This is a genomic window from Lactococcus ileimucosae, assembly GCF_943193185.1.
GTDB lineage: Bacteria > Bacillota > Bacilli > Lactobacillales > Streptococcaceae > Lactococcus > Lactococcus ileimucosae.
Genome location: NZ_CALPDE010000024.1, coordinates 21,924 through 30,172, shown reverse-complemented (window position 1 = coordinate 30,172; position 8,249 = coordinate 21,924). Strand labels below are relative to the sequence as shown.

Sequence of the window (8,249 nt, the reverse complement as noted above, 5' to 3'; positions counted from 1 at the left end):
ACTCCAAATCAGAAGGAGGAAAACTATTTTAAGAAAACATAGCTCATTTTCTGTCTAATTATTTGACATTAGTCCACCTGTTTTTCTGTAATCTTCTTTAAGACTAAAATTTCAATTGGATACGGATAATCTTCTTCCACTTCCTTTTTTGCTTCTTCATAGGTTAAATAAAATTCTGTTCTGCAAGGAGGAACTTCTGAAAGTTCTTTATATTTTTCAAGATACTCTTGTTTTATGCTTACCTCAACCGCATACCTGGTTTTTGTTTGAGGGACAGGTACTAAGAATAAGAAAATGAAAAGCCCAACGCTCAAACACAATACGGTAAGACCTTTCCACGCTTTTAGACTAAGTAAGAGTGTAATCGAAGCAAGAAGTACACCTATGATTAGTACAATACTAAAACCTGATGTCAGAAAAAGAAAGAATTTCAACGTCGTGTGATCATAGTTGTAAAGATAGTCCGCCAAAGACATCGGATGCCAAACTCCTGCAGCATAAACAGCCACGCTTAGAAAAATAAGAAGTAAACTTCCTCCAATTAAGAAGCCTATGCCTTTTAAGCCCTTTACAATGACAATTTTCAAAAGGTCATCAAAAACATCAAATTTTCTATTTTTTTCTCTCATTCACATCTCCTTCCCTTCCTCAGTAACCTTCAATAACTACAAAAATCTATCAATCAGAAAATCAAATAATTCACTAACTAAAGCGAATAAAATTAAGAATGGGAAAACAACTAAAATAGCAATTACGAACCCAAACCATCCTTCAAAAACTCTAAAACCTAAAACAATCATACTAATAGCAAGTCCAAAAAGAAGGAGTCCCAAAACTGTTATTAAACATACAAAAGCTAAAAAAAATTTTAAATATCTTTTTCATTTTACAAACTCCTTAATAGAGCTGATGATAAGCTTTAAGGTTATCGGTTAAATCTTGCATGAAATGCTCTAGAATCTCCCCATGTTGGGCGCCTATATCTCCTTGTCCTTCTGACTCATAATACTTTAAAGCCGCTGCATAACAAGCCTCTCCAATCATGAATAAGAGCTTGGCTTTGGCTGTAACAATTTCATCATCTGAAAGTTGAGCCTTCATCTCCACTTCCCCTGATTTTTTATACTCAATATGTAGATACTCAGTGTTCTTCTTAAAGTCTTCTATTTCCACTTTAAGAGTTTTCTTTTCTCCGCTTGATGTTTGACCTACAATTTCCATGTGATTTTCCTCCATTTTATTCAAAGAAAAAAAGCAACTCTTATGAATTGCTTTTGTATTTATCTTCCACCGTTTGCACTTGGTGCACCACCTGGGTTTGCATTAGCTTCCTCTATCAGCTTATCCCCCTCAGCAATGGACATATTTGAATTTGCATTCAATCCTGCACCACTGTTGTAAGCAGGATTACCTGTGCTAGGACTTGGTTGTGCTGGTACAACTGCGCCTCCTCCTGACGCGGGAGCTGTGTAACTTGGTGTAGCAGCAGCTTGGCTATATGAGCCATAATCTGGAGTTGTACCTGTCGTAGGGACTCCAGCTTGGGATGCGGGCACTTGTGTGTTGTCTGATGTTTGCACAGCGGCTTCTGATTGAGCTTGTTCTGTTTGTGCTTTAGCACGTGCTTGTTCTTTGTCTTTTTTAGACTTTATCTCTGCTTTAATTTTATCTAAACGCTTCTGTAAATCTGCTTTTTTAGACTTTGTCATTGCATCTTTTAATTTATTGACCGAATTCTGAGCTGTCTTGACTGTCGCATCTGTCTTTGACTTCTCTGCAGCACTTACAGACTTATCTGCTTGATGATACAAGTCCCAATTCTTACGCACTTTTTCAATACGACTATTAAGGTCTTTCTGATTTTTTTCCTTTAACTTTTTAATCGCATCTTGAGCTGTTTTGACATCTGCTTCAGCTTTAAATGTCTCTGCTTTTTCTGTAGCTTCTTGCGCAGCTTTGATTAATTTATCATAGGCTGCTTTTTCTTCTTGTGCAATTTTATCTGCTTGAACCTGTGCTTGATGATTTGCTACAAGTACAGCGCTTCCTCCTGCCAAAGTTAGACAGGTAATAGCGGCGATAATCCAATGTTTTTTTGTAAATTTCATATTTGTTTCCTTTCTAAAATCTTCTCATGCATTGAGATTTGAGAACCATTCAATTTAACACGACTCTAAAACAAACTTAAGTATCAATCCATTAAAGTTCTCAATTTTTCCATTTCCTCTTGACTTGCAACTTTATTTAACACGGTCTGAACAATCTCATATCTTTCTTCTCGTGTCGCATGTCTTCGAATAAACGACAGGGTTGAATTATAGTATTTATCTCTATTCAAGCGCTCTTTTCTATTACGCTCAAGTAATTCGTCTGGGGTTAATTCTGGAGACTTTAATGCTTCTTCCAACTCGGGATGTAGGGGTCTTGCTCTATTTAGAGTATCTAAGCCCACTGACAGCCTTCGAGCAACTTCCGCAATAGATAAACGCTGTGCCCGCCACTGTTTTATATTTTCCAGTTGTGGCGCAATGTGGGAATCATACTTGGTCTTTTTTGCCATGCTTTTATCCTTTAAATGTGACATAACCCTAAGGCACTTAGTTTTAAGAATTCTCTTTCTCACTCAAATATGCCTTACGGTATTGTCTAAAACCTTGCATGAGTGAACCTGCAAGTTCTTCTGTCTCATCTGAAATGATGATTTCTCGCCCTCTAGCTTGCGCTAGGAGGTCGTTTTCTACCGTTTGTTTATAAAGAGACTGCTTAAATGCTTCTGCGCTTATACGGCGCATCTGAGCACCATAGTGGCTTCTCTTACAAATGACTTCATCTTCCATTTTAACATAGGCAATACTGTTCCATTCACTTTGAAGAATTTTTTCTGCAGAAATTTTCATTTCTGGAAGGTGGGTATAAGTAGCAAGCATTGAGCCTTTAGGAATTATTGTTTCATAAGTTACCAAAGCTTGTGGATCGCCACCATGTTCTGCTTCTGCGGAATAAAATCTGATTGAAAATTTCTTTGATTTATTCTCCATCAAAACTCTGAGTACATCATTTTTATTGACGAACATTATATTTCTCCTTGTTGTAATATTTTTTTTGAATCCTCACTAATTTGATGAGGACTACCATAATTCATTGTAACTTGTTCTAAAAGTTTAGTTGTTTCTTGGGTACTCAATCGAATCTTTGCTTTTTCCTCTTGAATTTCTTGAACTTCATCCGCAACATATGTCATTTCTTCATCATCTGTTGATTCAGTCCAGTCATCTCCTGACCATTTAGTGCCAGGAAACATCGTCACCCATGCTAGAAAATTAAACACTCCCTTACTAATCCAGTAAAGTAGGAAAAATATCCCTACTACGGAAAGGGCAGTTAAATACAAGAAAGTTAAGGTCAAACCAAAAACATTTATGCCACTTCTTCTATCCATAAGTTTCTCCAATCGCATTGATTTTGAAAAGAGTGTTAAAACTTCTTTTGATACTTAAAGGATACCAAAATAAGTTGACGACGTCAACTTATTTTGTGTTTTCTAGATTTTATTGAAAAACAAAAAGGAAGAATTAAAATGCATGCTAGGTCAAATAAGAATAAGGCAAAATGAAAAAGTAACATTGCTACAGTACTTCCATAAATCAGATGTTGAAACCCAATTCTAAAATCAGGGAAAGAAAAACATAAAACGGCAAAAAGAATTTGATAAATGAAAATGAATAAGCATAATATTTTTCTGTATTTCATTTAGCTCTCCTTTCCGCAATCCAACCAATTTACTTCTTTAATTTCTTTGTAAGTCTCACAGCTGCATTTTTTTGATAATACGTACTGGATAAGTCATGACATAGACAATTGCTCCCGTTATCATAAATATAAATAACACCACGTACTGTAAATCTTCATCCCAGTTATTAAAATCAAATTTATCAAGTAAATCCTCTTTACTCTTCTTCATAGCTAAGCCTTCTTTCTATATTCAACTTGATAAATTTCTGTCCTATGATGAGAAGCTTCCGCATACTTTAATGCATCCTCACGCTTATCAAATTTTGTTTTTACTGTTTTAGTTTTTTTACCCTTTATGGTTTCCATGACCTCAAAAACCATGCTTGTTCTCCTTTCTTCGGTCTATTAACAATCACTTACAATGTAATACATTGCTATCTTTTTGGCCGTCACAAAAGACGTTATTAAAATTAGTCGCAAGGTTTCTAGTTAACCTCAAACTCAAAGGTACTTTTACGGCATCGCCGACCTTAGTTGTAGCTCACTCTTACCCGCAGGCAGGTAGTTCCCTCCCCATTATTTACGGTAAACCTCCGCAAAATTTATCTTGCTTTGGTCGGTGTAAAGCTCTCACAATTGCTTTACTCTCTGTTAAATTCACTTTCAGTAGGTAATGAGCCACCTATAGTGTAAATAATGTGCTATACAGGACAAGACCTCACGATCTAGACTATATAGCGACTCCTTTTAGTAGCTACGCTAATCAGAGGGGCAGACATTGGCATTTTACTCATGTCATGAGTCTACCAAGCTGAGTATTCAGTTGTAAATGAACAGATACCTTACGCTTATGCAGTCTTGCGCTTCAGCTCCACGCAGAGGGTATATTGAGAATAGGGGAGTCGAACCCCTACTTCTTTTCAAAAGGTGACCTACTTCTCACAAATCAGGATATTTTTTCTATAATTTATTTTCGGGTAAATATTTAGAACAAAGTCCTTCAATAATGGTTATAAGAATGCTAATTCCAAAAGAGAAAATAAATATTTTCCAATAAACTTTTCCCTGACCAATAATTGCTATAAATGATATAGAAATCAAGCTAATGATGTACCACAGTTTATATAAAAACTTTTTTATATGCTTTTCTAGCATTTTTATTCTTCTCCTATTTTCAAATTATTAATAGAATGAGGGTTATTTTTAGGCATAGTTGTTTCCCCTATTACTTATTGATAGTAACAAAAGGTCTAACAACCACAGTTTCTTTCCTCACACCATCAAAGTATTCTGTTTTTATTTTAGAAATTTTATTTGCTATATCTTTTGGGATACTCTTTGTCAAATTGGGAACTTCTGACCTAAAATTAATGAAATTGATGGCATCTGAACTAGGGTCACCGTAGGAGGGATTCCCTATTTTTTTGTCATTTACAATTTCTCCCCATGTCATGGTTTGTTTTACTAGCTCTTTCTCTTCCCCATCTATCTTTACTTCATCAAATACACGGTCTCCTCTAAGTGGAGTCTTTCCGTTCTGTATTACTGGAATGAATGAGTAATATTGAATGCAAACTGTCATTTGTTTTAATGGCGGATTTGAAATTTTGATATTTACATCAGAAGATAAAAATGTCATTTCTCCCTTATCTTTCAAATCTAAAACAATGTTACCATCACTAGACTCTGTATAAGAATTTAAAATATATTTTTCCGTTTTAGCTTCCCAGTTTTTTGTTCCAGTGGTATTTTCCAGTGTAATAGGTGTATCCTCATGAACATATTTCTTTAACCCTGGTACTACAAATGTGCTGAGGCATAGTATAAAAATTAGCACTATACAGATAATAAATATTTTCTCTGCTTTTGATTTTTTCTTCGTATTCATCTCAATCTTCTCGCAATCTCAAAAATTACATTGACTGTCACACTGTTTCCAGCCTGTTTGTAGAGTTGGCTGTCTGAGTTTACTTCCTGTGCTTTGTCAAATGCCCAATCTGGGAAGCCTTGTAATCTCCAACATTCACGAGGAGTTAATCTACGAATCCTTATACCGTCAAACACACCTGCATCATGATTTTGTGCTTTAAGTGTCCGACTAAGTCCAGGTAACACACCGCTGTTATGACTTTCCGAATCATTTGTATAGACTCCACCAGTCTTAAGTAAGTTATTCTCATGCCAACTGTTTGCAGATAGAGTAGGGGCGATTTCATGCACTCCACCTTTGTTATATCCTCTTGGTTTTTGAACAATAACTGCTTGATTGCATTGTGTATCTAAGGTTTGAGCAATTCCTTTTCCTACTCTTCCACGCCTGGTTTTTGAGTTTGGAACAGAGAAATTTATGCTGTCTCCCTGTCTAGCAATTGCATAGCCTTTTTTAGTGGCTTCTTTAACTTTTACTGCAACTCCATGTCTATCTTGAGCTGTCAGAGTAAACATTGGCTCGCCATCTTCCTTGAACCGTCTGCCGTTCTGTCTTTTTTCAGCCCTACCTGGAGTTAAAACTGGAATTGCTATCTTAGGTGGGTCTTTCATCGTTGTAGTGCTACATAATGTAGGAGCTAATCCATTAGCATTAAAAACATCACCTGACTGACTCTTCCCTTTTTTTCTGATATTTCCTATTTTTTGGATGCGTTTATTATTAAGCGCTGAGTTAACTCCTGTGATAGGAAATACTTCTCGTCCACTTGCTCCTCTAAAATGTCCAACAACGAACACACGTTCTCTGTTTTGTGGAACTCCGAAATTTTTGCTGTTAAGTATCTGCCATTCGACATTGTACCCCAGTTCATCAAGGGTGGAGAGGATAATTCCGAAAGTTCTCCCTTTGTCGTGAGATAGTAACCCTTTAACGTTTTCAAGGAATAAAGTCCGTGGTTTGATTTGTTCAGCCGCTCTGGCAATTTCGAAGAATAGCGTTCCACGAGTTTCATCAAGGAATCCTTTTCTTTTCCCTGCGATGGAGAAAGCTTGGCAAGGAAATCCTCCGCAAATAATGTCAACTGTTCCCCGTAATTCTCGCCATTCTTCATTACTGACTGCTGTAATGTCATGGTATTCTCTTTCCCCCTCTGTATTGTGTATTGCTTTATAGCTTTTTCTAGCGAATTTATCGATTTCACAAAAACCCACACATTCATGTCCGGCGGCTTCCATGCCAAGCCGAAAGCCGCCGATTCCTGCAAAAAGGTCAAGAAATTTCATTTTCTATCCCCTCCCAGTCGACCGAAGCTGTGCCCGCGAAGTTTTTCTTTCCGCAACAAGCTCCCTAGATGCATACACCTTGTGGATGCGTTCATAATTATCACGTTTTTCAATCATGATAGGAACAATCGTTCTATCTTCTCTCACCATAACATAAGGATAGAATAGCTTTCCCTTTTTTCCGTCAAAAAACTCTATCTGTGCATGATTGAACTTTCGTAGATGCCGTGGCATCAAAACAAAATCTTTAGCCCGAATATCCATATAAACCTCCCTTTGATTTAAACTTACTAGAATATTGGATTAATTGCCTTGGTAGGAGTCGAACCTACTCTCCCTCAAAGGGTTAGAAGTGGGAGATATAACCGCTATTATATACAAGACAGGAAAGATAACCACACCCCATTATATGTGGTTACACAACATCACAAAGGAGCTTGAATTACAAAAAAGAGCGTTACTTATAACGCTCGCATGGATTGGAAGGAAAGTCCATGCTTATAAAGCCTTTGCCTTTCCTCAGAAAAAATGATATAATAGCAGTGTCTTAAGTTGCTTATTATTTCATTTTTTGTGAGAGGTGCAAATGGCACTTCTATGTGTTGTTTAACTATAGGTTTTCAACATATCGAATGAAATATTAAGAAAGTTAGAACTCCTTAGTAACTCAGACTTGAGTAGCTGAGGGGTTTTTCTTTATTTCATTTTCAAAATATCTTTACTCACATATACTATACTAAAATAATAACACTTCAAGTTATAATTGTCAACTCTTAGCGACAGGAAAGGAAACACATCTCATTATGAACTTCTCTGAGAGATTGAAAACACTTAGGAAAGAAGCAGGTCTCACTCAAGTAGAAATTTCACAAAAATTAGGACTGAGGCAATCTGCATATTCAAAGTATGAACGAGGAACTGGAAAACCACTCAATGCAAACTTAGAAAAACTTGCTTCCATTTTTGACGTATCTGTCAGCTATCTTCTTGGTGAAACTGATGTCCGTTCATCTTCTGATTTTATGGAACGAATGGCTAATTTATCCGAAACCCAACAAGAAGACGTCTTAAAATTTCTTCAAAAACAAGAAGATACTACTTCTGCTCATCAAGAGAAAAATTCCTCAATTTCTCCGCAAAAAAAGCGTTAATTTCTTAACGCCAAGATACTTCTTTGAAATCACGTACGCAAAAGCGCAGCTATTGATTTCCTTAAATCGAAATGTTATAATAGCAGTATCTAACATTGCTTATTTTTTCATTCGAGTAAGGATTGCATCAAAGCGTTTCTTTATAATATTCGA

Annotated in this window: 13 protein-coding genes; 1 reads left to right on the top strand and 12 read right to left on the bottom strand. The window is 36.3% G+C overall.

The window, feature by feature from the left end:
* Positions 1-68: 68 nt before the first annotated feature.
* The 12 genes from NFR51_RS09385 to NFR51_RS09330 form a co-directional block, all read right to left on the bottom strand.
* The gene (locus tag NFR51_RS09385) at positions 69-629 is read right to left on the bottom strand and encodes a hypothetical protein (protein WP_251713416.1); all 561 of its coding nucleotides are present in this window, start codon (positions 627-629) and stop codon (positions 69-71) included.
* Positions 630-897: 268 nt separating this feature from the next.
* Positions 898-1,221, bottom strand: coding sequence for a hypothetical protein (locus tag NFR51_RS09380; protein WP_251713415.1), 324 nt, complete (start codon positions 1,219-1,221; stop codon positions 898-900).
* A 59-nt stretch (positions 1,222-1,280) separates the two neighbouring features.
* Positions 1,281-2,108: a serine protease gene (locus NFR51_RS09375; protein WP_251713414.1), complete on the bottom strand. Its 828-nt coding sequence runs from the start codon at positions 2,106-2,108 to the stop codon at positions 1,281-1,283.
* Positions 2,109-2,191: 83 nt separating this feature from the next.
* Positions 2,192-2,560: a hypothetical protein gene (locus tag NFR51_RS09370; RefSeq protein WP_251713413.1), complete on the bottom strand. Its 369-nt coding sequence runs from the start codon at positions 2,558-2,560 to the stop codon at positions 2,192-2,194.
* A 43-nt stretch (positions 2,561-2,603) separates the two neighbouring features.
* Positions 2,604-3,074 carry a hypothetical protein gene (locus tag NFR51_RS09365; protein ID WP_251713412.1) on the bottom strand — a complete coding sequence of 157 codons (471 nt, stop codon included), beginning with the start codon at positions 3,072-3,074 and terminating at the stop codon, positions 2,604-2,606.
* Positions 3,074-3,439, bottom strand: coding sequence for a hypothetical protein (locus NFR51_RS09360; RefSeq protein ID WP_251713411.1), 366 nt, complete (start codon positions 3,437-3,439; stop codon positions 3,074-3,076). Before NFR51_RS09360 ends, NFR51_RS09365 begins: the two co-directional genes overlap by 1 nt.
* Positions 3,440-3,805: 366 nt before the next feature.
* On the bottom strand, positions 3,806-3,961 hold the full coding sequence (locus tag NFR51_RS09355; protein WP_251713410.1) for a hypothetical protein: 156 nt from the start codon (positions 3,959-3,961) through the stop codon (positions 3,806-3,808).
* A gap of 2 nt (positions 3,962-3,963) precedes the next feature.
* Positions 3,964-4,113: a hypothetical protein gene (locus NFR51_RS09350; protein WP_251713409.1), complete on the bottom strand. Its 150-nt coding sequence runs from the start codon at positions 4,111-4,113 to the stop codon at positions 3,964-3,966.
* Between the two features lie 579 nt (positions 4,114-4,692).
* Complete coding sequence (locus NFR51_RS09345; protein WP_251713408.1) at positions 4,693-4,887, bottom strand: hypothetical protein; 195 nt, start codon at positions 4,885-4,887, stop codon at positions 4,693-4,695.
* 70 nt (positions 4,888-4,957) lie between these two features.
* Positions 4,958-5,620 carry a hypothetical protein gene (locus NFR51_RS09340; RefSeq protein WP_251713407.1) on the bottom strand — a complete coding sequence of 221 codons (663 nt, stop codon included), beginning with the start codon at positions 5,618-5,620 and terminating at the stop codon, positions 4,958-4,960.
* Positions 5,617-6,945: a DNA (cytosine-5-)-methyltransferase gene (dcm, locus tag NFR51_RS09335; RefSeq protein ID WP_251713406.1), complete on the bottom strand. Its 1,329-nt coding sequence runs from the start codon at positions 6,943-6,945 to the stop codon at positions 5,617-5,619. Before dcm ends, NFR51_RS09340 begins: the two co-directional genes overlap by 4 nt.
* Positions 6,946-6,948: 3 nt before the next feature.
* The gene (locus NFR51_RS09330) at positions 6,949-7,209 is read right to left on the bottom strand and encodes a hypothetical protein (RefSeq protein ID WP_251713405.1); all 261 of its coding nucleotides are present in this window, start codon (positions 7,207-7,209) and stop codon (positions 6,949-6,951) included.
* 539 nt (positions 7,210-7,748) lie between these two features.
* On the opposite strand from NFR51_RS09330, the gene NFR51_RS09325 reads away from it, so the two are divergent.
* Positions 7,749-8,096, top strand: a complete 348-nt coding sequence (locus NFR51_RS09325) for a helix-turn-helix domain-containing protein (protein WP_251713404.1) — start codon at positions 7,749-7,751, stop codon at positions 8,094-8,096.
* Positions 8,097-8,249: the final 153 nt, after the last annotated feature.